The organism is Streptomyces sp. NPDC058576 (assembly GCF_042718715.1).
GTDB lineage: Bacteria > Actinomycetota > Actinomycetes > Streptomycetales > Streptomycetaceae > Streptomyces.
Genome location: NZ_JBHXPF010000011.1, coordinates 35319 through 60508, shown reverse-complemented (window position 1 = coordinate 60508; position 25190 = coordinate 35319). Strand labels below are relative to the sequence as shown.

Annotated in this window: 26 protein-coding genes; 17 read left to right on the top strand and 9 right to left on the bottom strand. The window is 71.5% G+C overall.

Going from position 1 to position 25190, the window contains the following annotated elements:
- Positions 1-7 precede the first annotated feature (7 nt).
- Positions 8-913, top strand: coding sequence for a dihydrodipicolinate synthase family protein (locus ACFWRV_RS11625; protein WP_384331922.1), 906 nt, complete (start codon positions 8-10; stop codon positions 911-913).
- 1 nt (position 914) lies between these two features.
- Complete coding sequence (locus ACFWRV_RS11620; protein ID WP_384331919.1) at positions 915-1916, top strand: proline racemase family protein; 1002 nt, start codon at positions 915-917, stop codon at positions 1914-1916.
- Positions 1917-1964: 48 nt separating this feature from the next.
- Here ACFWRV_RS11620 and ACFWRV_RS11615 read toward each other — a convergent pair whose 3' ends face one another.
- Positions 1965-2675: a GntR family transcriptional regulator gene (locus ACFWRV_RS11615; protein WP_384331916.1), complete on the bottom strand. Its 711-nt coding sequence runs from the start codon at positions 2673-2675 to the stop codon at positions 1965-1967.
- Positions 2676-3018: 343 nt separating this feature from the next.
- On the opposite strand from ACFWRV_RS11615, the gene ACFWRV_RS11610 reads away from it, so the two are divergent.
- Positions 3019-4077 carry a VWA domain-containing protein gene (locus ACFWRV_RS11610; RefSeq protein WP_384331913.1) on the top strand — a complete coding sequence of 353 codons (1059 nt, stop codon included), beginning with the start codon at positions 3019-3021 and terminating at the stop codon, positions 4075-4077.
- 14 nt (positions 4078-4091) lie between these two features.
- Here ACFWRV_RS11610 and ACFWRV_RS11605 read toward each other — a convergent pair whose 3' ends face one another.
- Complete coding sequence (locus tag ACFWRV_RS11605; RefSeq protein WP_384331910.1) at positions 4092-4739, bottom strand: LysE family translocator; 648 nt, start codon at positions 4737-4739, stop codon at positions 4092-4094.
- Positions 4740-4920: 181 nt separating this feature from the next.
- Between ACFWRV_RS11605 and ACFWRV_RS11600 the strand changes: the two genes are divergently transcribed.
- Positions 4921-6264 carry a PLP-dependent aminotransferase family protein gene (locus ACFWRV_RS11600; protein WP_384331908.1) on the top strand — a complete coding sequence of 448 codons (1344 nt, stop codon included), beginning with the start codon at positions 4921-4923 and terminating at the stop codon, positions 6262-6264.
- Between the two features lie 8 nt (positions 6265-6272).
- On the opposite strand, the gene ACFWRV_RS11595 is transcribed toward ACFWRV_RS11600, so the two are convergent.
- The gene (locus tag ACFWRV_RS11595; RefSeq protein WP_384331905.1) at positions 6273-7790 is read right to left on the bottom strand and encodes a cryptochrome/photolyase family protein; all 1518 of its coding nucleotides are present in this window, start codon (positions 7788-7790) and stop codon (positions 6273-6275) included.
- Between the two features lie 143 nt (positions 7791-7933).
- The gene (locus tag ACFWRV_RS11590) at positions 7934-8368 is read right to left on the bottom strand and encodes a hypothetical protein (protein ID WP_384331902.1); all 435 of its coding nucleotides are present in this window, start codon (positions 8366-8368) and stop codon (positions 7934-7936) included.
- Positions 8369-8483: 115 nt separating this feature from the next.
- Here ACFWRV_RS11590 and ACFWRV_RS11585 point away from each other — a divergent pair, with 115 nt between their 5' ends.
- Positions 8484-9299, top strand: coding sequence for a helix-turn-helix domain-containing protein (locus tag ACFWRV_RS11585; protein ID WP_384331899.1), 816 nt, complete (start codon positions 8484-8486; stop codon positions 9297-9299).
- A 134-nt stretch (positions 9300-9433) separates the two neighbouring features.
- On the opposite strand, the gene ACFWRV_RS11580 is transcribed toward ACFWRV_RS11585, so the two are convergent.
- Together ACFWRV_RS11580 and ACFWRV_RS11575 are read right to left on the bottom strand one after the other, a co-directional pair.
- Complete coding sequence (locus ACFWRV_RS11580) at positions 9434-9727, bottom strand: hypothetical protein (RefSeq protein ID WP_384331896.1); 294 nt, start codon at positions 9725-9727, stop codon at positions 9434-9436.
- Positions 9728-9843: 116 nt separating this feature from the next.
- A complete protein-coding gene (locus tag ACFWRV_RS11575) occupies positions 9844-10647 on the bottom strand; it encodes a hypothetical protein (protein ID WP_384331893.1) in 804 nt (267 codons plus the stop codon).
- Between the two features lie 713 nt (positions 10648-11360).
- On the opposite strand from ACFWRV_RS11575, the gene ACFWRV_RS11570 reads away from it, so the two are divergent.
- Together ACFWRV_RS11570 and ACFWRV_RS11565 are read left to right on the top strand one after the other, a co-directional pair.
- A complete protein-coding gene (locus tag ACFWRV_RS11570; protein WP_384331890.1) occupies positions 11361-11732 on the top strand; it encodes a hypothetical protein in 372 nt (123 codons plus the stop codon).
- Positions 11733-12135: 403 nt separating this feature from the next.
- The gene (locus tag ACFWRV_RS11565; protein ID WP_384331888.1) at positions 12136-13104 is read left to right on the top strand and encodes a hypothetical protein; all 969 of its coding nucleotides are present in this window, start codon (positions 12136-12138) and stop codon (positions 13102-13104) included.
- Positions 13105-13209: 105 nt separating this feature from the next.
- Here ACFWRV_RS11565 and ACFWRV_RS11560 read toward each other — a convergent pair whose 3' ends face one another.
- A complete protein-coding gene (locus ACFWRV_RS11560) occupies positions 13210-13704 on the bottom strand; it encodes a MarR family winged helix-turn-helix transcriptional regulator (RefSeq protein WP_384331885.1) in 495 nt (164 codons plus the stop codon).
- A gap of 1043 nt (positions 13705-14747) precedes the next feature.
- On the opposite strand from ACFWRV_RS11560, the gene ACFWRV_RS11555 reads away from it, so the two are divergent.
- The 4 genes from ACFWRV_RS11555 to ACFWRV_RS11540 all read left to right on the top strand — a co-directional run bounded on the left by ACFWRV_RS11555 (position 14748) and on the right by ACFWRV_RS11540 (position 18671).
- Positions 14748-15800, top strand: a complete 1053-nt coding sequence (locus ACFWRV_RS11555; protein ID WP_384331882.1) for an iron-siderophore ABC transporter substrate-binding protein — start codon at positions 14748-14750, stop codon at positions 15798-15800.
- A 50-nt stretch (positions 15801-15850) separates the two neighbouring features.
- The gene (locus tag ACFWRV_RS11550) at positions 15851-16888 is read left to right on the top strand and encodes a FecCD family ABC transporter permease (RefSeq protein WP_384331879.1); all 1038 of its coding nucleotides are present in this window, start codon (positions 15851-15853) and stop codon (positions 16886-16888) included.
- Entirely contained in the window at positions 16885-17952 is a 1068-nt protein-coding gene (locus ACFWRV_RS11545; protein WP_384331876.1) for a FecCD family ABC transporter permease, read from the top strand. Before ACFWRV_RS11550 ends, ACFWRV_RS11545 begins: the two co-directional genes overlap by 4 nt.
- Before the next feature lie 170 nt (positions 17953-18122).
- Positions 18123-18671, top strand: coding sequence for a hypothetical protein (locus ACFWRV_RS11540; protein ID WP_384331874.1), 549 nt, complete (start codon positions 18123-18125; stop codon positions 18669-18671).
- Between the two features lie 138 nt (positions 18672-18809).
- Here the strand turns inward: ACFWRV_RS11540 and ACFWRV_RS11535 are convergent, their stop codons facing one another.
- Together ACFWRV_RS11535 and ACFWRV_RS11530 are read right to left on the bottom strand one after the other, a co-directional pair.
- A complete protein-coding gene (locus ACFWRV_RS11535; protein ID WP_384331871.1) occupies positions 18810-19475 on the bottom strand; it encodes a DedA family protein in 666 nt (221 codons plus the stop codon).
- Positions 19476-19489: 14 nt separating this feature from the next.
- Positions 19490-20389, bottom strand: coding sequence for an SIS domain-containing protein (locus ACFWRV_RS11530; protein WP_384331868.1), 900 nt, complete (start codon positions 20387-20389; stop codon positions 19490-19492).
- Positions 20390-20618: 229 nt separating this feature from the next.
- Between ACFWRV_RS11530 and ACFWRV_RS11525 the strand changes: the two genes are divergently transcribed.
- The 6 genes from ACFWRV_RS11525 (at position 20619) to mmuM (ending at position 25152) form a co-directional block, all read left to right on the top strand.
- Positions 20619-21416 (top strand): DeoR/GlpR family DNA-binding transcription regulator, encoded by a 798-nt coding sequence (locus ACFWRV_RS11525; RefSeq protein ID WP_384331865.1) that lies wholly within the window; start codon positions 20619-20621, stop codon positions 21414-21416.
- Positions 21417-21607: 191 nt separating this feature from the next.
- Positions 21608-22012: a cell division protein SepF gene (locus ACFWRV_RS11520; RefSeq protein ID WP_006128240.1), complete on the top strand. Its 405-nt coding sequence runs from the start codon at positions 21608-21610 to the stop codon at positions 22010-22012.
- Between the two features lie 111 nt (positions 22013-22123).
- Positions 22124-22483 (top strand): nucleotide pyrophosphohydrolase, encoded by a 360-nt coding sequence (locus tag ACFWRV_RS11515; protein ID WP_384331862.1) that lies wholly within the window; start codon positions 22124-22126, stop codon positions 22481-22483.
- A 124-nt stretch (positions 22484-22607) separates the two neighbouring features.
- A complete protein-coding gene (locus tag ACFWRV_RS11510) occupies positions 22608-23105 on the top strand; it encodes a DUF6099 family protein (protein ID WP_384331859.1) in 498 nt (165 codons plus the stop codon).
- Between the two features lie 154 nt (positions 23106-23259).
- The gene (locus tag ACFWRV_RS11505) at positions 23260-24183 is read left to right on the top strand and encodes an LLM class F420-dependent oxidoreductase (protein ID WP_205082002.1); all 924 of its coding nucleotides are present in this window, start codon (positions 23260-23262) and stop codon (positions 24181-24183) included.
- A gap of 51 nt (positions 24184-24234) precedes the next feature.
- Positions 24235-25152, top strand: a complete 918-nt coding sequence (gene mmuM / locus ACFWRV_RS11500) for a homocysteine S-methyltransferase (protein ID WP_384331855.1) — start codon at positions 24235-24237, stop codon at positions 25150-25152.
- Positions 25153-25190: the final 38 nt, after the last annotated feature.

The following is a 25190-nucleotide window of genomic DNA, read 5'->3' as shown; positions in this document are numbered from 1 at the left end:
AGCTCCTATGGACCGCACGGACCGCACCCGCATGCCCTGGCACGGCGTCATCGTCGCGACGAGCCTCCCGTTCGGCCGGGACCTCGCCGTCGACCACGGCGCCTACGGGGACAACGTCGCCTGGCTCGCCGAACAGGGCCTGCACGGCGTCGCCCCGAACGGTTCGCTGGGCGAGTACCAGACCCTGACGTACGAGGAGCGCGACCGCGTCGTCGAGACCGCCGTCGCCAACGCCCCCGAGGGCTTCACCGTGATGCCCGGCGTCGGGGCGTACGGCGCGATCGAGGCGAGGCGGCACGCGCGGTTCGCCAGAGACGCCGGCTGTCAGGCCGTCATGTGCCTGCCGCCCAACGCCTACCGGGCCGACGACCGCGCCGTCCTGGAGCACTACGCGATGGTGGCCTCCGCCGGTCTTCCCGTCACCGCCTACAACAACCCCATCGACACCAAGGTCGACCTGCGCCCGGAACTGCTCGCCAAGCTGCACGCCGAGGGGTTCATCGTGGGCGTGAAGGAGTTCTCCGGGGACGTTCGCAGGTGCTACGCGATCCAAGAACTCGCCCCCGGTCTCGACCTCCTCATCGGCACCGACGACACCCTCCTGGAGGTGGCCGTCGCCGGTGCCAAGGGCTGGGTGGCCGGATACCCCCAGGTCTTCCCGCGCGCCTGCCTCGACCTCTACCACGCCTCGCTGGCCGGCGATCTCGACACCGCGCTCCCGCTCTACCGACGGCTCCACCCGGTGCTGCGCTGGGACAGCAGGACCGAGTTCGTCCAGGCGATCAAGCTCGGCCAGGACATGATCGGCCGCCCCGGCGGCGTCTGCCGTCCGCCCCGTCTGCCCCTGGCCCCGGAGACCGAGGCCGTCGTGCGCTCCGCCACCCGGGCCCTCGTCGACGCGGGGGTGAACTGACGTGCGCTCGAAGGTCTGTTACCACGCGGTCGACTCGCACACCGAGGGCATGCCGACCCGGGTGATCACCGGCGGGGTGGGCGTCCTGCCCGGCGCGACCATGGCCGAGCGGCGGCAGCGGTTCATGGCGGAACGCGACGGGCTGCGGACCCTGCTCATGTGCGAGCCGCGCGGCCACGCGTCCATGTCCGGCGCGATCCTCCAGCCCCCGACCCGGCCGGACGCCGACTTCGGCGTGCTGTTCATCGAGGTCTCCGGCTGCCTGCCCATGTGCGGCCACGGCACCATCGGTGTGGCGACGGTCCTGGTGGAGACGGGCATGGTCGAGGCGGTCGAGCCGGAGACCCTCATCCGCCTCGACACTCCCGCCGGTCTCGTCACGGCACGGGTCGCCGTGCGGGGCGGCCGCGCGGAGTCCGTCACCCTGGAGAACGTCGCGTCGTACAGCCACGCGCTGGACCAGGTCGTCGAGGTGGCGGGGTTCGGTCCCGTCCGCTACGACATGGCGTACGGCGGCAACTTCTACGCCATCGTGCGCACCGAGGACCTCGGCCTCCCCTTCGACCGGGCGGAGAAGGGGCGGCTGCTCGACGCGGGCCTGGCCGTCATGCGGGCGATCAACGAGCAGAACCCGGTGGCGCATCCGGAGGATCCCGCGATCGACGTCTGCCACCATGTCTACCTGGAGGCGCCCGGCTCCACCGCCGAGCACTCGCGGCACGCCATGGCGATCCACCCCGGATGGTTCGACCGCTCGCCCTGCGGGACGGGGACCAGTGCCCGGATGGCCCAACTCCACGCACGGGGACTGCTGAAGGCCGGCCAGGACTTCGTCAACGAGTCCTTCATCGGCTCCCGCTTCACCGGCCGGATCCTGGGGGAGAGCACGGTCGGCGGCCGGCCCGCCGTCCTGCCCTCGGTCACCGGCCGCGCCTGGATCACCGGGACCGCGCAGTATCTGCTCGATCCGACGGACCCGTATCCGACCGGATTCACCGTCTGACCGCACACCGGTCGGGGGAACAGCCCCCTGGGCAAACGGCTTTCGGGGTCAGCGAGCGCCGGCCCTGCGGGGCGGGGCGACGCGTTCGGCCTCCCCATTCCGGGCCGCCCACAGGGTCCGCACATGCGCGAGATGGCGGCGCATGTGCTCCTCGGCCCCCTCCGCGTCTCCCGCGATCATGATGTCCAGGAGCGCGGTGTGCTCCTGTGCCGAACCCACCAAGGCCCCTTCCTGCGAGAGGTCGGTGAGTCCGTACAGCCGGGAGCGCCCCCGCAGGTCGGCCACCGTCTCGACGAGGCGCGCGTTCCCCGCGAGGGCGAGCAGGTCGAGGTGGAAGCGGCGGTCCGACTCCAGGTAGCCGATCAGGTCGCCCCGCTGCGCGGCGGCCACGATCTCCTCGGCCACCGGGCGCAACGCCTCCAACTGCTCGCGGGAGGCGGTGCGGGTCACGCGGCCGATGACCGGTATCTCGATGAGCGCGCGGATCTCGGTGTACTCGTCCAGGTCCCGCTCGGAGAGCTCGGTGACCCGGAACCCCTTGTTGCGCACCGCCTCGACCAGGCCCTCGCGGGCCAGATCCAGCATGGCCTCGCGCACGGGTGTGGCCGAGACGCCGTACTCGGCGGCCAGAGTGGGCGCCGAGTAGATCACGCCGGGCTGGAGTTCCCCCGCTATCAGCCCGGCACGCAGGGCGTTGGCCACCTGGTCGCGCAGATGCTCCGGCACCGAGACGATTTTGCGGGACTTCAGCTCGCCCATGCGTTCCCTCCAGCGATAGGGGACCGCACTCTACAATGTCACGTTGCGCAGCGCGTCGTCCCTGCTGGCCAGCGCAGTTGGGGCGAGACGGGCGCGACTTCCCACCCGCACCGTCCTCCCCCGGCCGGCAAGCGGATCCGGTCGCACGCCTCGGCCCGGGCCCAGCCCAACTCCTCCCGCTGAGCCCTGACTGCGGCAAACCGAACCGCCACGGGCCCCGGCCGGCCGTGCGCGGGGTCCCGCGGCCGGCCGGGCTCCGTTGTCAGTGCCTCCCCATACAGTCGAAACATCGCTCGGGGAACGCACCGGGGGACTCGGGGAACACCGGAGAAGGGGCACAGCCATGTCCGCCAACAGGATCCAGCACAAGGTGAATCACGTCGCTCTGGTCGTGGACGCCTCCGGTTCCATGTACCAGCACCAGGGTCAGCTGATCCGCGTCGTGGACGAGTTCGTGGCGGGACTGAAGGCCGAGTCCGACAGCCTCGGCCACGAGACCCGGATCAGCCTCTACTCCTTCGACCACCGGGTGGAGAACCTGGTCTGGGACATGGATGTGAAGCACCTGCCGTCCATGCGCGGGCTGTACAAGGTCAACAACGGCGCCACGGCCCTCATCGAGGCCTCACTGAAGTCCCTGGACGACCTCGGCCACATCTGGGAGGAGTACGGCGAGCACAGCTTCCTCCAGATCGTGGTGACGGACGGCGAGGAGAACGCCTCCGGCGGCGACCGGCGGCACGACGGCGACATGACCATCCTCGGCCCGTGGCTCGACCGGATCACCGCGAAGATGAACGGGCTCCCGGGGCACTGGACGTCCGCGATCCTCGTGCCGAACTCCCTGGCCAAGCGCACCGCCCAGAACTACGGCTTCCCGGCGGGCAACATCGCGATCTGGGACGCGGACTCCCAGAAGGGCGTCGAGGACGCGATCGGCACCGTGCGCGCCGCCGCCACCAGCTTCCTGCGCGGCCGCGAACAGGGCGTGCGCGGCACGAAGAACCTGTTCGCCGTCGGCCAGGACATATCCGTGGACGACGTGCGGGCCACCCTCGAACCGGTCGCGGCCGACAAGTACCGGCTGCTGAAGGTCGACAAGGAGATGGAGATCCGGGCCTTCGTCGACTCGCACCCGGGCGTCACCTACGAGCGCGGCTCCTGCTACTACCAGTTGGGCACCCGGGTCCAGGTGCAGCCCGACAAGGAGGTCATCGTGGTCGAGAAGGACACCGACCGCGCCTACACGGGCGAGGCGGCGCGCAACCTGCTGTTCGGCTCCGGGGTCCGCGGGACCGTCTCCGTGAAGGCCGGCAACAACCCCAAGCTGGAGGTCTACGTCCAGAGCCGCTCGGTGAACAGGAAGCTCAAGGCCGATACGCGCCTGCTCATCATGCTCTGACCCCGCCCGGCCGTTCAGCCCGAGGCCGCCGGCGCCGAGGTGTCCGTCGCCACCGACACCGCGAGCAGGCCCAGGGCGGTGCCCATGACATAGCGCTGGGCGCGGAGCCAGGAAGGGCGCCGGGCGAGGAAGAGGGCGATGGCTCCCGCCGCCAGGACGATGCCCAGGTTGACGGTGAGGGCCACCGCGATCTGGACGGAGCCCAGCACGAAGCCCTGGAGCAGGACGTTTCCCGCCTCCAGGCTGATGAACTGCGGGATGAGGGAGAGATACATGATGGCGATCTTCGGGTTGAGCAGATTCGTCATCAGGCCCATCGTGAACAGCCTGCGCGGGGAGTCGCGCGGCAGCTCCTTGGGGGCGAAGACGGAGACGCCGCCGGGCCTGAGGGCGGTCCAGGCCAGATAGGCCAGGTAGGCGGCGCCGGCCAGTTTCACGGCCACGTACAGCTCGGGCACCGCGAGGAAGACCACCGACAGGCCGAGATTCGTGGCCAGCAGATAGACCAGGAAGCCCACGGCCACGCCGCCGAGGGACACCACCCCCGCGCGTCGCCCCTGGGTGATGCTCCGGGAGACGAGATAGATCATGTTCGGCCCCGGGGTGAGCACCATGCCCAGGGCGATCATTCCGACCCCCAGCACCCCGCTCAGCTCAACCATGCGTGTCCGCCGCCCTGTTCACCCGGAGCCGGACAGCCCGGCCCCTGCGCACCGACCGCCCTGCTCGGTGCAATCGGAGTCTAGGTTCGCTTTTCGAGTCGGTTCAATAGCGGACATTGCACTCGGTGCAATGCTGTGCTTCGATGCCTTTCCGTCGGTTCACCAGGGGAGGGGGAAGCCCATGAAGGATTTCCGGTCCGTCGCCGACACCGTGGCGGAGGAGATCGCGACCGGCCGGCTCGGGCCAGGGGAACGCCTGCCTCCGCAGCGGGAGTTCGCCCGGCTCCACGCCATCGCCGACTCCACCGCCTCGCGCGTCTACCAGGAGCTGGCCCGCCGGGGCCTCACCGTCGGCCACGTCGGCCGCGGCACGTTCGTCACGGCAGCGCCCGGAGCTCCCGCCCCCGCCCCGGCCCTCTCCGAGCCTGCCGCCGGCCGAGTCGACCTGGAGCTCAACCACCCCGTCGTCCCCGAACAGGCCGGGCTGCTCGCCGCCGGCCTGGAGAAGCTGGTGCGCTCCGACGACCTGGAGTCGGTGCTCCGCCCGGTGGGGCCCGCCGGTACCCCCGCCGCCCGCGAGGCGGCCGCCGATCTCCTCGTACGGGGCGGCGGGCGGCCCGATCCGGAACGTGTCCTGTTCGCCGGGAACGGCCGGCAGGCCATCTCCGCCGCCGTCGCCGCGCTGACCCGGCCGGGCGCCCGGCTCGGTGTCGAGGAGTTCACCTATCCGGTGCTGAAGGCCATCGCCGCCCGGCTCGGCGTCACCCTCGTGCCCCTGGCCATGGACGAGGACGGGCTGATCCCGGAGGCGGTGGAAGAAGCGCACCGCGCCGAACCGCTGCACGCCGTCTACGTACAACCGGTCCTCCACAACCCGCTGTCCCTCACCATGCCCGCGCGGCGGCTCGATCACCTGGCCGACGTGCTGCTGACATCTGGGATCCACGCGATCGAGGACGCCGTCTGGGCCTTCCTCCGGGGCGACCTGCCGTCCCTCGCCTCGCGGGCCCCCGAGCACACCGTCCTCGTCGACAGCCTCTCCAAACGGCTCTCCCCGGGACTCTCCCTCGGGTTCGCCGTCGCCCCCGCCGCACTGGTCGGCCGGGTCGCGGCGGCCGTGCGCTCCGGAGGGTGGACGCCCATGCGCTTTCCCCTGGAGGCGATGGTGCGGTGGCAGGAGGACGGTGTCGTCGCCACCCTCGTGGGGGCCAAACAGCGGGAGGCCGAGGTGCGGCAGGAGATCGCGCACGTGCACCTCGGCGAGTTCCGCACCCGCAGCCGCCCGTCCTCGTACCACCTCTGGTGGGAGCTGCCCGCACCCTGGCGCTCCGACACCTTCGTCGCCGCCGCCGCGCGGCACTCCATCGCGCTGACCCCGGCCGCGGCGTTCTCCGCCGGCCGCCACCGGGGCCCGCACGCGATCCGCATCGGCCTGGCGTCACCCACCCGGGAGGTGCTCTCCCGGACTCTCGCCACCCTCGCCGAACTCGCCCGGTCCGCTCCGGACGACTTCGCCGGGGACTGAGACCCTCCTCAGGGCGCCCGGTCGCCGCGCTCCGCGACCTCGTCGAGGAGCCCGTCGAGATCCTTCAGCCGGTCCAGGCCCTTGACCGCCCTGGCCATCCGGTGGTTGGCGCTCAGGGCCGTCCGGTGGCGGTGCAGGAAGGCCCAGTAGCCCGCCGTGTACGGGCAGGCGTGCTCGCCGGTGCGGTCGGTCGGGCGGTAGGAGCACGGCCCGCAGAGGTCGCTCATCTTCTTGATGTAGGCGCCACCGGAGGTGTACGGCTTGGTCGTCATCCGGCCGCCGTCGGCGTACTGCGACATGCCGACGACATTGGGCAGCATCACCCAGTCGTAGCCGTCCACGAAGCACCGGTGGAACCAGTCGGTCACGGCGGCCGGGTCCCAGCCGTCCTGGAGCGCCCGGCTGCCCAGCACCATCAGCCGTGGGATGTGATGGGTCCAGCCGGTGTCGCGGACCTGGGCCAGCACGGTGGACAGGCAGTTCGCGGTGACGGCGTCGGCGTCCAGGTCGAGGAACCAGTCGGGCAGCGGCGCGCTGTGGCGCAGCGCGTTGCGCTCCCGGTACTCCTCACCGAAGTGCCAGTACAGCTGCCACACGTACTCCCGCCAGCCGGCGATCTGCCGGACGAAGCCCTCGACGCTGTTGAGCGGCGCCTCGCCCGCGCGCCACGCCTTCTCGGCCCGGTCGACGCACTCGGCGGGGTCCAGGAGACCCAGGTTGAGGGGGACGGACAGCAGGCTGTGGCTCATCACGGGATCGGCCGCCAGCATCGCGTCCTCGTACCGGCCGAAGTCGCCGAGGCGGTGGGAGACGAAGCGCCGCAGCGCGGCCAGTGCCTCCCGCCGGGTGACGGGGAAGCGGCGGGGGCCGTCGCGGCCGACGAACGCGACCTCGCCGTCGCGCTCCCAGCGGTCGAGGTCGCGGCGCACCTCGTCGTCGATCTCGTCCTCGCGCGGACGGTAGGGGGCGGGGGCGTCCAGGGTCCCGCGACCCCGGGGCGGCGGCTCGCGGTTGTCGTGGTCGAGGTTCCACGTTCCGCCGGCCGGCTCATCGCCGTCCATGAGCAGCTCGTGCCGGCGGCGGATCCACCGGTAGAAGCCCTCCATCCGCAGGTGGTCGCCCCCGTGCTCCTTCGCCCACGCGCCGAATTCCTCCCGCGGCACCAGGAAGCCCCGGGCCGGCAGGACGTCGATCCCGTCCCGCGCGGTCACGAAGTCCAGCGCGGCACGGGAGGTGGGGTGGCAGACCGTCAGGCGGTCGCCCCCGCTGCCGAAACCCGCCTCCGCCAGTCCCTCCGCGTAGGTCCGGGCCCGAACGTAGCGGACCCGGTCGCCCAGTTCGGCCGCCCGGTGCCGCATCGCGGAGAGGACCAGGTGGGCCTTGGCCCGGTGGAAGCGGCGCCGGCCCAGCACGGACCGGGCCTCGATCATCAGGAGAGGGGCCCGGGCGTCCGGGCCGCCGTGGTCGGGGTCCAGGAAGTGGGGGCCGAGCTGGTCCCCGAAGAGCCAGTGGGTGCGTGGTGCCATGAGGTGCGTCTGTCCTGCCGTCGGAGGTCCCGCCTCCGCCACGCTAGGGAGGGCGGGGGCGGCTCCCGCGACGCCACGCCGGAGCGGGCGAGGACACCGCGATCACGTTCGACGGCCAAGCCCCCGGCTCCGGCGGCGGCCGGTCAGGCCGTCGCCGCGGTCATCCGCCGCAGCCCCGTGTACTGGAGCGCCGTGTAGACCGCCACGATCAGCGCGCCGATCAGCAGGAACACCACCCCGAATTCGTTGAGCGGCACGAACCCGGCGAAGGCCGTCACCACACACCCGACCGCGCACAGGGCGTTCACCGCGACGACGGTTCTGGCCAGGGCCGTCGGGATCACCGGATAGCCGGCGATCAGGGCGAGACAGCCCGCTCCGCCGAGCTGGAAGATCCCGAACGCGACGGCGAAGGCCACCGGCATCCCGGTCGCGGAGCCGAGCGGCACGGCGGCCGCGACCAGCACGAGGCCCATCACGGCGGTACTCACGCTGTCGACGCGCAGCACCAGACGGAGAAACCGGGAGGCGTCCGGTGCGGGGGCCATCGCTGCGGACGGGGCGAGGGTGTACGTCATGCGGGATCTCCTTCGGTCGGCGGATCGGTGACACCGTGCCACGCGGGGTGTCCGGGACTCCATGACCTCCCAGGTCAAGAACGCCTCGGCGGGGATTCACGGATACGGTGAGATCATGGAGACCCAAGTCCAGCCTCGTGTGGGCCTGTTGCTTCGTGCGTGGCGCCGTCGCCGCAAGCTCAGCCAGCTCGACCTGGCTCTGCGGGCGGACTCATCGACCCGGCACCTCTCCTGCGTGGAGACAGGCCGCGCCCGGCCGAGCCGGGAGATGGTCCTCCGGCTCGCCGAGCACCTCGACATCCCGCTGCGGGACCGCAACGGCCTTCTGCTGGCGGCCGGTTACGCCCCCGCCTACCGGGAGTCGCCGCTCGACAGCGACCGGATGGCCATGGTGCGCTCGGCGGTCAGGGCGATGCTGGCCGGCCACGAGCCGTACCCGGCCGCCGCGATCGACCGGATCTGGAACATCGTCGACCGCAACGACGCGATGTCCCTCCTGCTCGGCACCGTGCCGCCGCACCTGACGGAGTCGGGTGGCAACGTGATGCGGCTGATCCTCCACCCGGAGGGGCTCGCCTCCCAGTGCCTGAACTTCGCCCAGGTCCGGGCCCACGCCCTCGGCCGGCTGCGGCACCAGGTCGACACCACTGGCCACGACGACCTGCGGGAGCTGTACGAGGAGGTCTCCGCCTACCCCGCCCCGCCGGGCCCGGATGCCGACCCCGGACCGGTGGACCCGACCGGCATAGTCGTCCCGCTGCGCATCCGTACGCCGCTCGGTGACATGGCGTTCTTCAGCACGATCGCCACCTTCGGCGCCCCCGCCGACGTGACCCTCTCGGAACTCGCGGTGGAGTCGTTCTTCCCGATGGACGAGCAGACGGACACCCTGCTGCGCACTCTGGCGGCGCTGGGCGGCGAGGTCGGCTGACGTCGCGGGCGACGGAGCCCGTACCGACGGCTTCCGCTGCCGGTACGGGATTCCGTACGGGCCCTGACCCCGATCGCCGCCCATGCGATCTCCGGGGCCCCGGCCGGCCGACTCACTCCAGGGAGCAGCGACGTTCACCGTCGGCGGTGCAGCAGCACCACGGTGGCGACGAGCAGCCCGGCCAGCGTGGCGATGCTCAGGGCCATCGTGAGCGGCTCCTTGAGTGCCGGGTAGGCGTGGACGAGAAACGCCCCGAACGCGCACGCCATCAGGACGACCACCGCCCCGATCACGATCACCGGCAGCACCCATTCCGCCCGGTCGGGAGTGGCCGGCGGGTCGGGCACCGGAGCGGGAGCACCGTGGGGCTGGGGCTGGGGCTGGGGCTGGGGCTGGGGCTGGGGCTGCGGGTTCGGCGTGGTGGTCATGGTGTCCCCCTGGGGCAGACGGGTGGGCGGAGCCGTCTAGGGACGGCTCGGATCGATGAAGTGGTCCGTCACGGTGTTGAGCTGGGCGGAGCCGAACGTGCTCCCGGGTCCGCGGGTCATCCGGGGGTGGGGGCGGTGGTCTTCTTCGGCGGCTTGCGCGGCCGGGTGATGAGGGCCCGCTGGTACTGCTGGGCGATGGTGAAGCCCAGGGGTGCGAGGGGGGCCTTCTTCCGGAAGGCCCGGGCCTGGACGAACTCGAGCTCGACGAGTTGCTTCAGGCCGCGCTCGTGAGTGTCGGGGGACCAGCCGTACCACTCGGGCGCCCATTCCGCGGGGAAGGTCGTCCAGTGCTTCTCGCGGGCGACCACGAGGAACAGGGCCAGGCCGGGCAGGCTCAGCCTCTCGTCGCGGCCCTGTGTCCAGAACGTGGTGGGGATCTGCAGGAACCGGTTCTCCTCGGTGTCGCCCTTGGGGCGGTCGTAGGCCTTCCCGGTCCCGTCCTCGCGCAGCAGCGTCACCTTGATCATGGTTCCGACGCGGCTGCACTCGATCAGGTTGCGCTCCTTCAGCCGGCGCAGCGCCCGCCAGGCGCCGGTTCGCGCGGACTGCGGGCTCGCGGTCTCGTGGATGTCCATCAGCCGCGCCCACACGGCGCTGTCGTGGGTGGTCGACCAGCCGTTGTCCCCGTTGCTGCACGCGGCCACGATCATCAGGTAGGCCCTGAGTCCCCGCAGGTCCCTGCCGGTCACGAAGTCGCTCAGGGGTCCCGGGCGGCTCTTCGCCCCCCTGTTCGCCTGGACGAAGGTCTTGCGCAGCGGCACGTTGGCCCTGATCGCGCGGGTCAGGATCGCCGCTCGGGTGTCCCGTCCGGACGCCTCGTTCTTCTGCATGCCCTGCTCGGCATCGGCTGTCGTCTTCATGCCCTGAACCGTAGTCATGTGGGCGTCCAACACTCAAACGATTCAGCGCCTTTGGAGCCGCCGAGTCAGCTGGTGATCATGGATGTGTCAGCGGGTCTTGTCAGTGCCAGGTGAGATATCCATGTGCGAGGTCAACCTGAGAGTTCCAGGTGAGAGCTCAACTGGGATGACCAACTACGTCTGCGGCTCATGACGTGCCGGCGTCGGACTCTGCATCCCCGGCCCCGGCTGTCCGGCGCGACAGCGAACCTGGCCGACCACCTCGCCTTCCCCGCCGCCGTGCCCGATATGCCCACTTCTTCCCCGCCATGCTGGAGATCGCCCGTACGGGCCGCTGAGAGCCGATCTCCACCCCGGGTGGCGGTCTGGGGGCCCCAGGCGGGAGATCGTCGCCCAGGGCGGCGCGGGGGCGGCCCTCAGGGCCTGTTGTGTGTGGGTGGTGGCTACGGCGGCATCCTGGACGGCTTCCCGCTCGCGTGCGACCCGGTCGGGGTCGCGCTGGGAGGCGATCCGGCGGCGGGTGCGGTGCGTCTGGTGCGGTGCCGGGCTGTGGCGGCTTCGACGGGGGCGGCCTGGGGCGGCCGGGAGGGTGCGGCGGGCCGGTGCTCCGCCGGTCCGGACCGCCCTCGGGCGACGAGCCCAACGTGACTATCCTGCTCCGGAGTTGTGGGTAAGCGGTTTCGTGCGCGGTTTCAGTCAGGCGGGAGCAACAAGTGCGATGGGTCAGGGCGATCGTCCCGGTATTCACTCTGGTCGCGGTGACGGCGGGATGTTCCTCGTCGGACGGCAGGAGCGAACAGCGGCTGACCGAGCAGCGCGAGCGCTACTGCACGGAGTTGGGGGCGTGGCAGAAGACGCGGGACGCCGTAGATGAGGAGACGGTCGATCCGGAGGGGTTCGATGAGGTCGGGGCCGTCGTCGATGATGCCGTCCGCGCGATGGAGCCACTCCGGGACGAGGCGGTCGGGGGAGGCCGAACCCTGGGGGAGGCGACTGTGGCGGCGATGAAGAGCGGTGACAGGGAGGCGCAGGGGCTCGTCGTGCAGTACTGCCAGGACGCCGGCTTCGAGGCGCAGGCGGGCTGACCGCTGACGACCCGGAGTCCGGGATGCCGGCGGTCCGGTTGGGCCTTCGGTGCTTCGTGCGGCGAAGGCGTGTTCCGTGCGACGCGCACGCGCGGAGAAGTAAAGGAGGGCCTCGCCCTGCCGCGGAGGCTCGATCAGTGGCATGAGCTGCGACAGCGGAGGCAGTGACGACCTTCCTGCGGCTCGTTCTCGTGCGGCGAGGGGCTTGTTCAGGGCCTGACGTGCGTCGTCGAGCCCTGCCGGGCCGCCACCGTTCTCTTCAGCGGCGAGGTCGCTGTCCATCGGTCGGGAGCTGATGGCCCCGTCCCTTCCTCAAGATCGCCTCCCGGTTGACTTGATACCCCTGGGGGGTATCCTCGAAGAGAGTGGTCGCGACCCGGCGATCTCGACGAGGGAGTGGGTCATGCATACCGGTCTCAAGATCTCGGCCTTCGCCGCGGGGCTCACGGCGGCCTTCGGTTCGGCGTACGCGGTGGGAGGCGCCGTGGACCCGGCCGTCGCCACCGAAGACGTGTCCCAGCAGGAAAGTCATGGGGCGAAGGAGCACTCGGCGGGGGAAGAGGCGGCGGAGAAGAGTGCCGAGAAGGGCCCGCAGCTCCCCGGCGGCCTGCAGATCGCCGAGGGGGGCTTCGCCCTCGACCTCCGCACCCCGCGCGTCGAGGCGGGCGAGACCGCCGAGCTGCGCTTCGCCGTCGTGGACGAGGACACCTCCCGCAACGTGACCGCGTTCCGGCGCGAGCACGGCAAGGAGTTGCACCTGATCGTGGCGTCGAGCGACCTCACCACCTACCGGCATCTGCACCCCGAGCGGGCCGCCGACGGCACCTGGTCCACCCCCGTCGAGCTTCCCGAGGCCGGCGGCTACCGGGTCTTCGCCGATTTCACCCCGGACGTGAAGAACGCCGAGGATGTCACCCTGGGCGCGGACCTGGCCGTCTCGGGCGACGCGCGCCCCGAGCCGCTGCCGGACGCCGAACGGACGGTGACCGTCGACGGGTACGAGGTGACGCTCGACGGGGCGCTGCGCCCCGGGGCGGGCAGCGAGCTCAAGCTGGAGGTCGAGAAGGACGGAAAGCCGGTCACCGACCTGCAGCCCCATCTCGGCGCCTACGGCCACCTCGTCGCGCTGCGCGCCGGGGATCTGGCGTACCTTCACGTCCATCCGAACGGCGAGCCGGGCGACGGGCGGACGGAGCCCGGGCCGGAGGTCTCCTTCACCGCGACGGCCCCGAGCAAGGGGGCCTACCGCCTCTTCCTCGACTTCCGGCACGAGGGCAAGGTCCGCACGGCTGCCTTCACCGTGTACGCGGGCGGGGCGACGCCCGGGGAGTCGGTGCCCGAGGGCGGGGAGTCCGCCGATCACGGGCACTGACCGGCGCCCGCCCCGCTCCGGCGTCGATCACGGGCACTGACCCGGCGCCCGCCCCGCCCCGCCGGGTGACCGGCGTCGACACACCGCACCGAGCCCGAGCGGGCTTCAGTTCACGTCGAGGATCTTGCCCACCAGCCGGGTCAGGGTCCGCCGCTCGGCGGCCGTCAGCGCGCCGAAGGCCCGGTCCAGCAGGCGCGGCACCCCGGCCTCCGCCTCCGCCAGTGCCGGTCCCGCCTCCGGGGTCAGCGTCACCGCGTAGGCCCGGCGGTCCCGGGGGTGGCGCTCGCGCCGTACAAGACCGGAGTCCTCCAGTCCGTCGATGCAGCCGACCATCACGCTCCGGTCGATGCGCAGCTGCTCGCTCAACTCCTGCTGGGAACACGGGCCCACGTCGTCGAGCATCTTCAGTACGAGGTGCTGGGCCGCGGTCATACGGTGCCCGGACAACTCCTCGTCGATCGTGCGGGCCACCAACGTGGTCGCCCGGCACATCGCGATGTCGGGGCGCTCCTGCGCCAGCCGGGAGAAGTACCGGTCGCGGTCGCCGGCCTCCGGCTCGCGGCTGGGCGAGGTGACACGGGAAGGCGGTGTGGCGGTCATGACTGCTCCTCCTGCGGCCCAGGACGGCGAGCCATCCGGTGTGTGGAGATTGTCCGTCCCCAGAACGTTTTCGCGCCTCCAGCCTAGGGCCTGTAACCGTCGCCTACTTACCGCCCATGATTGTTTGGGGGCAGATGATTGCGCTGCTACGTTTATCGCGCCGTCGGCAAGCTGGGACCGGGGCGGTGGCGCGAGGCTGCCGCTGCGGATGCCGGTGGACCGGCTCGCCGCCGCGATGTCGGCCAACTTCTCCGGGCTGGCCCGCACTACCGCCGGGGTCCGCTTCGCGGTCCGCGCGGACGCCTCGTCTCTGGAGCTGGATGTGGAGCCCCCGTCGCGGACGCCGGAAGGCGACGTCATCGGCGGTGAGGTCGAGCGCGGGCAGGGAAACTCCGTCCGTTCTTGGGCGTCGGGCCGTTCAAGGCTTCGGGCCGTGCGGGTGGGCGGAGCCGTTCAGGGGGTGGAGACGCTCACGACGTACGGGAGTTCAGCGGCAAACGGCCTGGCGCGGGCGGCCTCCATAACGATCAGCGCACGGGTTCGCTTGCCCCGCCCGTGCGTCCCCAACGCCCCCGCCGACCGCTTCGGCCGCCGGGCGAGCGCGACCGCTCTCGATCGAAACCGCGTCGGGAAGGGCCGGACGCGAGGCCCGGTCCGCCGTCGGCCCACGCGGCAACGGGCATCCCGGAAGCGGGCTCCTCCTGGGGTGGCGCCGTCATGCCGTCCGTGGGCAACGACCGTGCGCCGAGGGGTAGTACAGACATCTCACTCTGTCCCCGTGGTGATGCGCCGAAGTGCCGCACGAAGCTCGACCGTATGAATTATTCATCTGGCAGTAAATCATCTCTGAGAAGATTGCATGTTTCGCAATGGTGGTGCGTCACCGTTTCTCGCCCCTCCCGGACCGGGACTTCCGCCGGAGTGGCGGTCCCGGAGTGCGGCGCCTGGGCCAGGTGGTGCGAGAGGGGGGTTGTTTGAGCCGCCGACACCTCTGGCTTAGGCTTGCCTAACCTTCATTCGCTCGGCCAACCTGAGGACCCTCCATGCTCGGCTTCACCCGCGTGCGCCGCCACACTCTCGCCGCCACGGCCACCACCGTCGCTCTCGCCGTCGCCCTGGTCGGCTGCTCCTCGGACAGCGACGGCGACAAGAAGGACGGGGCCAAGGACTCGGCGAAGGGCGGCGGCGCCTTCCCCGTCTCGATCAAGAGCTCGCTCGGCACCGCGAAGATCGAGGAGAAGCCGGAGCGCATCGTCACCCTCGGCCAGGGCTCCGCCGAGACCGCGATAGCCCTCGGCCAGACCCCGGTCGGCATCGAGAGCTACCCCTGGGGCAGCGACAAGTCCGGCTACCTGCCGTGGATCAACGAAGCCGTCAAGAAGTCCGGCGACGAGCTGCCCAAGCAGTTCACCGGCGGCGAGGAGATCGACTTCGAGGCGATCACCGAGCTGGAGCCGGACGTCATCCTCGCCCCCTGGTCGGGCATCACGCAGAAGCAGTACGACGTCCTCAAGGACATCGCCCCCACGGTCGCCTACCCCGACCAGGCGTGGAGCACCGACTGGGACCAGCAGATCGACATCATCGGCAAGGCGCTCGGCCGGACCGAGGACACGAACGGTCTCAAGACGAAGATCGAGAAGCAGCTCGCCGACGCCGCGGCCACCCGGCCGAACTACAAGGACGTCACCTTCTCCTACATCTACAACTCCGGCCCCGGCACCCTCGGCGTCTTCAAGCCCGAGGAGCAGCGCGTCAAGATGGTCTCCTCGCTCGGCCTGAAGGTCGACCCGGTCGTCAACGGCTTCAAGGAGACCCCCGGCACCGACTCGGCCCTCATCGGCCTGGAGAACGCCGAGAAGCTCAAGGACAGCGACCTCGTCTTCACGTTCTACACGGACGAGAAGAACCGCAAGGAGATCGAGGGCCAGAAGCTGTACGGCGCGATCCCCGCGATCAAGAAGGGCGCCGTCGTCGCGAGCGACGACAACTCCTTCGTCACCGCCTCCTCGATCATCAACCCGCTGACCGTGCCCTGGACGATCGAGCGCTACCTGCCGATCATCGACAAGGCCGTCAAGACCGCCGGCAAGTAACCCCGGCCGGGTATCCGAAGGACCAGGGCCACCAGGCACACTCCACTCTCATGGCAACCACCACGGTCGCACCGCCGAGCGGCGCCGGTACCTCCCGTACCGGCGCCGCTCGGACGGCTTTCCTCCTGCTCCTCGGCCTGGCCGCGCTGGCCGTCGCGCTCTGTGCGAGCGTCATGTTCGGCAGTCGCAGCACCTCGTTCGGTGATGTCGTCGACGTCCTGCGGGGCAGCGCCGACCCCAACATCACCGTCATCATCGAGAGCCGCTACCCCCGGACCGTCCTCGGCGTCCTCGCCGGACTCTGCCTCGCCGTCGCGGGCACCCTCATGCAGGGTGTCTCCCGCAACCCGCTGGCGGAGCCGGGCCTCCTCGGCATCAACGCCGGCGCCTCCGCGAGCATCGTCGCCGCGACCGCCTGGCTCGGGGCCTCCGGCGCCACCGACACCATGTGGTGGGCGCTGCCCGGAGCGCTGGTCGCCGGCGTCCTCGTCCATGTCATCGGCTCCGCCGGCACGGGGACGAGCGTGGTGCGCCTGGTGCTCGCCGGAGCGGTGCTCACCGCCGTACTGATGGCGTTCATCCAGGCGGTGACCCTCAGCAAACCGCAGGTCTTCGACAGCTACCGCTACTGGGTCGTCGGAGCGCTCGGCGGCCGGGACTTCGACGTCTTCTGGTCCGTCCTGCCCTTCGCCGCCGTCGGCTTCCTGCTCGCCCTCGCCCTCGGGCCCGGCCTCAACGCCCTGGCCCTCGGCGACGCCACCGCCGTCGCCATCGGCTCGCACCCCGGGCGTACCCGGGGCGGCGGACTGCTCGCCGCCACCCTGCTCAGTGCCGCCGCGACCGCCGCCGTCGGCCCGATCGCCTTCGTCGGCCTCGCCGTCCCGCACGTCGTACGGGCCCTGGTCGGCGTCGACTTCCGCGCCCAGATCCTCTTCTCCGCCCTGCTCGGCCCCACCCTCCTGCTCCTCGCGGACGTGGTGGGCCGGGTCGTCATGCGCCCCACCGAACTCATGGTCGGCGTCGTCACCGCCTTCATCGGCGCACCCGCGCTGCTCATCGCCGTACGCAGGATGAGGGGCACCTCATGACCGTCACCGACCGCATCGCGCCCGCCGCCAAGGCCTCCCGGGGCTACCTGACCATCGGCCGCACCGTGGCGATACCCATGCGCCGCGCCTCCGTGTTCGCCGGCGTCGGGCTCTTCGTCCTCCTCCTCGCGGCCGCCGTCGCGACGCTGGCCTGGGGACGCCTCGGCATCGACCTCGCCGATCTGCCCGCCGCGCTCGTCGGGGACGCCGAGGGCAAGGACCGGTTCGTCTTCAACCGGCTGCGCGGCCCGCGCGTCACCGTCGCCATCGGGGTCGGCGCGGCGCTCGGCCTGTCCGGCGCGCTGTTCCAGTCCGTCACCCGCAACCCGCTCGGCAGCCCGGACGTCATCGGGCTCTCCGCCGGAGCCGGCGCGGGAGCCGCGATCTGCGCGCTGATGTTCCCCGACACGGTTCCCGTCCCCGTCGGCGCGCTCATCGGCGCGATCCTCGCGATGGCCCTCGTGTACGTCTCCACCGGCACCGGCTTCCGCAACCCCGCCCGGCTCGTCATCGCCGGCATCGGGGTCGCGGCGATGGGCGCGGCCGTCACCCAGTACGTCGTCTACGCCCTGGAACGCGACAAGGCCTCCGTCCTCACCGCCTACGTCAACGGCAGCCTGACCGCCCGGTCCTGGACCGACGCCACCACCGTGTGGCTGATCCTGCTCGCCACCGCCCCGCTGACCGCCCTGATCTCCCGGCGGCTCGACATCGGCGAGATGGGCGACGACATCGCCGAAGGGCTCGGATCCGAGCCGAAGAAGGCCAAGACGCTCGCCGTGGTCCTGGCCATCGCCCTCTCCGCCGCAGCCGTCAGCGTCTCCGGACCGATCGCCTTCATCGCCCTGACCGCACCCCAGATCGCCAGACGCCTCACCCGTGGCTCCGGTCCGCACCTGCTGCTCTCCGCCCTGACCGGCGGTCTGCTGCTGGTGCTCGCGGACCTCTGCTCCCAGCAGCTGACGCTCTTCGACGACCTGCCGGTCGGGATCTACACCATGGCGATCGGCGGTGCGTACCTCGGCTATCTGCTGGTACGGGAGTGGCGCAAGGGCGTGCTCTGAGGGCCGGTCAGACCCCGTCGAGGGTTAGGCTGACCTAACTTTAATCTGGCGGCCGGCCAGGGGCTTCGCCCGTTCCGTGGAGGGGAGTTCACCCGCGGGATGGGGGCCGGGAGCTGGGCCGGAGCGGTCATGACTGGTCACGTACAGGTTCGTCGACCATACTGCCCGCCGTGGAGCAGAGCATAGATTCCAACAAGAAGCCCGAGTTCGCCGCAGGCACCGACCCGGCGTTCATCCCCCTGCCCGGACTGGCGGCGCCCGCCGGTACCCGGAAGCCCGAAGCGGAATCGGAGGCCGGTCCGGAGGCGGAGGAGATCCGCGACGGCGAGCTCGAACCGGCGGCCGAGGAGGGCGACGCCGGCAAGGAACCGGAAGCGGCGGAGGAAGCCGCGGCGGTCGGCGACGATGCGGATGCGGAGGCCGAGGACGAGGACGAGGAGGGCCCCGTCTTCGAGGTCGGCGACCGGCGCGGTTCGATCCGGGTGGCGCGGGAAGGGGTCCGGTTCCGGCTGGACGACCAGGAGGCCGATTTCGGGTGGGACGAGATCGGCGCGGTGGAGACCACCCCGGCCCGCTTCGGCCGCAGGTTCACGGTGACCGTCCACCTGTCGACCCGCCGCTGGTTCAACGCCGAGGTCGAGGCGGAGAGCCGCAGTCAGCTCAAGGGCTGGCCGGCCGAGCTGGACAAGGTCCTGGACGCCTACTTCGAGGAGTCCTGAGCGGTCATGCGCGCGACACCCCCGAGGGGGTGTCCGGTCGTTCGGGCCGGGGGCCGGTTCCGGCGGGCGGCGCGGCGCTGAACGGTGCGTGCCGGGTCGCGCCCGTCCGGCCGCGCCGTGCCGCGCGGACCCGTGCCGTCAGGGCTTCTCGCGCCCGCGGCCCCGGACACGCATCGTGACGTAGCCGACCAGGGCGACGACGACCAGTGCCAGCACGACCTTGGACACGACGCCGACGTACGCCCCGACGACGTCCCACTGGTCGCCGAGCCAGTATCCGGCCATCACCAGCACGGTGTTCCACGCCAGACTGCCCGCCGTCGTCAGCGCGACGAACACCGGCAGCGGCATGCGCTCCACACCCGCGGGCACCGAGATCAGGCTCCGGAACACCGGCACCATCCGGCCCAGCAGAACCGCCTTGGTGCCGTGCCGGGCGAACCACGCCTCCGTCCGTACCAGGTCGGAGGCCTTGACCAGCGGCAGCTTCGCCCACCAGGCATGCATCCGCTCCCGGCCGAACACGGCCCCGATCCCGTACAGGACCACCGCCCCCACGACCGACCCGAGCGTCGTCCAGAACAGCGCCGAGGCGATACTGAGCACGCCCTGCGACGCGGCGAACCCGGTCAGTGGCAGGATGACCTCGCTCGGCAGCGGCGGGAACACGTTCTCCAACGCGATGGCCGCACCCGCGCCCGGCCCGCCGAACGTCTCGACCAGCCCGGCGGCCCAGCCGGCGATGCCTCCTTGCGGCTCGGAGGCGGCCGACAGCCGCTGGGCTGCCGACAGGGTCAGGTGCATGCCTCCATGGTCTCTCAGGCCTTGTCCCGGGCCCCGTCGAGAACCACCGAGCGGCTCAGGTGGCGCGGCAGATCCGGGTCGATCCCCTGTGCGGCGGCCCGGGCGAGGGCGAGGCGCTGTACCCGTACGAGATCGGCCAGCGGGTCGAGGGAGCCGTTCACCCACTGGGCGCCCGTCGCGCGCACCTGCTCGGGCAGCCCCTCGGGGGCATCGCCGAACATCCAGGTCGTGGTGCCCGTGGTGGAGATGCTGATGGGACCGTGGCGGTACTCCATCGCGGGATAGGACTCCGTCCAGGACAGCGACGCCTCCTTCATCTTCAGCGCCGCCTCGTGGGCCAGACCGACCGTCCACCCCCGGCCGAGGAAGGAGAACTGGGTGCTCCGCAGCAGCTCGTCGGAGAGCGGCTCGGCCAGCGCGGTCTCCGCGTCCGCGACCGCCGTCTCGGAGTGCAGGCCGAGATGGGCCCGCAGGAGGGTGAGGGCGGTCGTGGCGAAGCGCGTCTGGACGACGGACCGTTCGTCGGCGAAGTCCAGGACGACGAGGTCGTCGGCCGCCGCCCTGACCGGAGTCCGCGGATCCGCCGTGACGGCCACGGTGCGCGTGGTGCCGCGCAGCCGGGTCAGCAGCTCCAGCACCTCGGTCGTGGTCCCCGAGCGGGTCAGTGCGACGACTCGGTCGTAGCCGCGGCCGAAGGGGAATTCGGAGGCGGCGAAGGCGTCCGACTCGCCCTGTCGGGAGCCCTCGCGGAGCCCGGCGTAGGCCTGCGCCATGTAGAAGGAGGTGCCGCAGCCCACGACCGCGATCCGCTCGCCCGGGGCGGGCAGGACGGCGGCCTCGGGGCCACCGGCCAGGGCGGCGGCGCGCCGCCAGCATGCGGGCTGACTGGCTGTCTCGGTCTCGGCATACGACACGTCTGCACTCCACGGGAACGAGGTGGACCACGGGAACGGGGCTGAGCGCGGCTGATGAGCCCGCATGTAGAATTCTGCACGTTACATGCAGTTATCGAGCAAAAACAAGCAAGGTGCAGGTGGGTGAAGGGCTCCAGGGGGCCCCTGTGCGACGCTTGCGGCGGTCCGGACACCGGCGACCGCGTTCCCGCGAAACGCGGTGCCCGCGCCGGACGGTGAGGAGACGCTCTTGTCCAGGGACGCCCGTTGGGACGCGCTGCTGGAACTGGTCGGCAAGCACGGCAGGGTGGACGTCGAGGAGGCGGCGGCGACGCTCGACGTCTCGGCCGCCACCATCCGCCGCGACCTGGACCAACTGGCCGAACAGCACCTGCTCACCCGCACCCGGGGTGGCGCGGTCGCGCACGGCGTCTCCTACGAACTGGCGCTGCGCTACAAGACGGGCCGTCACGCGCCGGAGAAGCAGGCCATCGGGCGCGCGGTGTCGGGCCTCGTCGCGGTCGGCGAGGTGGTCGGCCTGACCGGTGGGACGACCGTGACCGAAGTGGCCAGGGCGCTCGCGGTACGGCCGGACATCGTGGGGGAGACGGCGGTGGCGGGCGGGCAGCCGACGCTGACCGTGGTGACCAACGCCCTCAACATCGCGAGCGAGCTGGCGATCCGCCCGCAGATCAAGATGGTCGTGACGGGCGGGGTCGCGAGGCCTCAGTCGTACGAACTGACGGGCCCGCTCGCCGTCGGCGTGATGAACGAGATCACGCTCGACGTCGCCGTCCTCGGAGTGAACGCCATCGACATCGAGCGCGGCGCGTACGTCCACCACGAGGGTGAGGCCAGCGTCAACCGGCTGCTCGCGGAACGGGCCCAGCGGGTGGTGGTCGCGGCCGACTCCTCGAAGATCGGCAAGCGGGCCTTCGCGCGCGTCTGCGACCTGGGCCTCGTCGACGTCCTGGTCACCGACTCCAACATCGCGGCGGAGGCGAGGGGCCGGTTCGGTGAGGCGGGGGTCCAGGTCATCACGGTCTGACGGTCCGGCGGGGCGGCTTGGCGACGGGGTGTCTCCGTCATGAACCGATGTCTGTCGGGTACCGGATGCGACACGGACGGAGACTTCGCCGTGTCGTTGGTACGCCGAACGGGTGAGGGACGAGAGGATTGCCCGATGAACAGTGAGTGCAGCCGGTGCCCATCCGACCGGCTCGACGACGGGGTGGCCCTGTGAGCAGGTACGACAGGTATGACAGATATGACGCCACCGACGAACAGTGGGAGGGGCTCGCCCAGGTCGTACCGCTGCGCGGGCGCGACGAGTGGCCGTCCCGGATCGACCACCGCACCGTCCCGGACGAGCGCGCCGCCGAACAGCGCCGCCTCGTGGTGCTGCGGGTGCAGGTCTTCGCTGACGCCCGTGAGGTCGCGGAGTATCTCGTCGCCCAGGTGCCGGTGCTGCTCGACCTGACCGCGGCGGAAACGGACGTCGCGAAGCGGATTCTCGACTTCAGCAGCGGTGTGGTCTTCGGCCTGGGCAGCGGCATGCACCGCGTCGACCGCAATGTCTTCCTGCTCGCGCCGGTCGGCATGGAGGTCGAAGGGGTCACGCCCGCGGGCCTCGCGCAGTCGTAGGAAGCGGCAGCCGGGGCGGCAGCCGGCTCGGACCGCCGCCCCCGGCCGCCTCCTCCGGGGCCGCCTCCCGCGAGCCCTCCGCTGTCGGTGGCCGGTGATAGACCTGAGGCCGTGACAGACATCGATGTGGCAGAACTCCAGCGTCGGCTGGCCGCGTTCGCGGCGGCACGGGACTGGGGGCGGTACCACACCCCGAAGAACCTGGCGGCCGCGCTCAGCGTAGAGGCCTCCGAACTCCTGGAGATCTTCCAGTGGCTGACGCCCGAGCAGTCGGCCGGGATCATGGAGAACCCCGAATCCGCCCACCGGGTCGCCGACGAGGTGGCGGACGTGCTCGCCTATCTCCTGCAGTTCTGCGAGGTGTTGGGCATCGACCCGACGGCGGCACTGGTGGCCAAGTTGGAGCGGAACGAGAAACGCTTCCCTCTGCCGAGCGCTCCCGAACCCCGCGATCGTCACTCTTCGGAGTGATCAAGATATCCACATTCGACTTCGTGTCCACAGATTTCCGATTTCCTCTGGCCTTACGGTGCTGTCTACCTCACTGTGGGTAATGAATGAGGTGAGCGGGTTTTCGTACGGACGGGGGAGACAGATGGAAGCGGAGCGACTGATCGAGGTGGGGCGGCGGGCTCTGGCGGGCAGCCGGGGCGCGCTGGATGTCATGGCGGAGGCCTGGCAGGCCCAGGCGCTCGCCCGGGCGGTCGGCAGCCGGCTGGCGCTGTGCGGGCCGGTGGAATTACGGAGCGAGGCGCGGGCGCTGGGGGAGATCGGCGCCGGATGCGCGGCGCTGGACCACCCGACGGTGCTCTCCGGCGGTGCCAGGGCGGCCCAGTTGTCCGGGATCGCCGATGTGCGTCCGACCCTGGCCGGGCTCGCGCTGTTGCTCGGCGAGGCCGGGATCGCGCTGGTCGGGGTGGCCTGCGACACGGGGGAGGACGGGCTGTACTGGCAGTGCATCGAGGCCATGGACGCGGCGGACGAATCACTGGACCGCGTGCACGGGATGCTGAGACGGCTGGCCGAGCGGGAGAGGGAGCGCGACGGCCCGTACGGCGGCATACGCGGCCCCGCACCATCGGCGGCGCCCTGAGTGGCGACGGCGGACTCCTAGGGGGAGACGACGGCCCCTTGGGGTGATGGACGGGGGACACACACGGCGCGACGGGGGGAGACGACGGGGGAGACGCGGGGAGACCGGCCGGGATGGTGAGGAGGACCGGGCGCCGGAGGGGCAGGATGGAGGCATGGATCTTCGCATCTTCACCGAGCCCCAGCAGGGGGCCGACTATGACACCTTGCTCACCGTCGCCAAGGCCACCGAGGACCTGGGCTTCGACGCCTTCTACCGCTCCGACCACTATCTCCGCATGGGCTCCGGCGACGGTCTGCCCGGCCCGACGGACGCCTGGATCACCCTGGCCGGACTGGCGCGCGAGACCCGGCGGATCCGGCTCGGCACGCTGATGACCGCCGGCACGTTCCGGCTTCCGGGAGTCCTGGCCATCCAGGTGGCCCAGGTCGACCAGATGTCCGGCGGCCGGGTCGAACTGGGTCTGGGCGCAGGATGGTTCGAGGAGGAGCACAAGGCCTACGGCATCCCTTTCCCGAAGGAGAAGTTCGGCCGCCTGGAGGAGCAGCTCGCGATCGTCACCGGCCTGTGGGCGACCGAGGTCGGCAAGACCTTCAGCTATGACGGGACCTACTACCAGCTCACCGACTCGCCCGCGCTGCCCAAGCCCGCCCAGGCCAAGGTGCCCGTCCTGATCGGCGGCCACGGGGCGACGCGCACCCCGCGGCTCGCCGCGCAGTACGCGGACGAGTTCAACATCCCGTTCGCCTCGCTGGAGGACAGCGAGAAGCAGTTCGGCCGGGTCCGGGCCGCCGCGCAGGCGCACGGGCGCTCGCCCGACGATCTCGTGTACTCCAACGCGCTGATCGTCTGCACGGGCAAGGACGACGCCGAGGTCGCCCGGCGCGCGGCGGCCATCGGCCGGGATGTGGAGGAGCTCAAGGCGAACGGGCTGGCGGGTTCGCCCGCCGAGGTGGTCGACAAGATCGGCCGCTACGGGGCGATCGGCTCGTCGAGGGTCTACCTCCAGATCCTCGACCTGGACGACCTCGACCATCTGGAACTGATCTCCTCGCAGATCCAGTCCCAGCTGACCTGACCTGACCTGACCTGACCTGACGTGACGTGATCTGAGGAGGCGGAGACGGCCGTGAGCACCGGCAGCACGCTCGCCGACGCGCTGGACGCCGGGCCCGTCCTGCTGGACGGCGGGCTCTCCAACCAACTGGAGGCGCAGGGCTGCGACCTGTCCGACGCGCTGTGGTCGGCCCGGCTGCTGGCCGACGCGCCGGAACAGATCGAGGCCGCCCACCTCGCCTACCTCCGGGCGGGGGCGCGCGTGCTCATCACGGCCAGCTATCAGGCCACGTTCGAAGGGTTCGGGCGGTACGGGCTCGACCGGGCCGGGACCGAGGCCCTGCTCGCCCGCAGCGTGGAGCTGGCCCGGCGCGCCGCCGACGCCGCGCGCCGGGCCGGCCCCGGGCGGCGGACCTGGGTCGCCGCGTCCGTCGGACCGTACGGGGCGATGCTCGCGGACGGCAGCGAGTACCGGGGGCGCTACGGGCTGAGCGTCCGGGAGCTGGAGCGTTTCCACCGCCCCCGGGTGGCGGCGCTGGCCGCTGCCGGGCCCGACGTCCTGGCGCTGGAGACGGTGCCGGACCTGGACGAGGCGGAGGCCCTGGTCCGGGTGGCCGAGGAGACCGGACTGCCGTACTGGCTCTCGTACAGCGTGGCGGGCGGCCGGACCCGGGCGGGCCAGCCGTTGGAGGAGGCGTTCGCGGTGGCGGCCGGGCGGGAGTCCGTCGTCGCGGTCGGGGTCAACTGCTGTGCTCCCGAGGAGGCGCGGGAGGCCGTCGAGCGGGCAGTGGCGGTCACCGGCAGGCCCGCCGTGGTCTACCCGAACAGCGGGGAGGGCTGGGACGCCGGGGCGCGGGGGTGGACCGGGCGCAGCACCTTCGACCCGGAGCGGGTGCGGTCCTGGACGCGGGCCGGGGCCCGGCTCGTCGGGGGCTGCTGCCGGGTGGGACCGGACCGGATCACGGAGCTGGCCGGGCGGCTGGAGACGTAGGCAGCGGGCGAAAAATACCTGGTGGGGGCAGGGGGTGA